This is a genomic window from Streptomyces sp. DT190 (assembly GCF_049846985.1).
Classification (GTDB): domain Bacteria; phylum Actinomycetota; class Actinomycetes; order Streptomycetales; family Streptomycetaceae; genus Streptomyces.
On sequence record NZ_JBNCNM010000104.1, the window covers coordinates 1 to 206 of the forward strand.

At 71.8% G+C, this 206-nt stretch carries 1 protein-coding gene; it reads right to left on the reverse strand.

Features of this window, described 5'->3' with window-relative positions; genetic code table 11:
• Positions 1-206, reverse strand: a 206-nt coding sequence (locus tag ACPXCS_RS39790) for a hypothetical protein (RefSeq protein WP_425971271.1), incomplete at both ends; no start/stop codon positions are given.

Here is a 206-nt window from a genome sequence, read left to right on the forward strand (position 1 = left end):
AGTTCTCCGGCGGCGTGCTGACGCCAGGCGGCCTCGTCGGAGGCGTCCTCGGGGCGGCTGAACACCGCGACCGGCCGACGTCCGCTTGCCACATCCGGTGCACTGACGACGACCTGGAGGCGCAGGGCGCCGTCCTCGGGAAGGACGAGAGGCTCCAGCAGGGTGAGTTCCTCCACCCGCTCGGCACCCACGTGATGAGCCGCGGT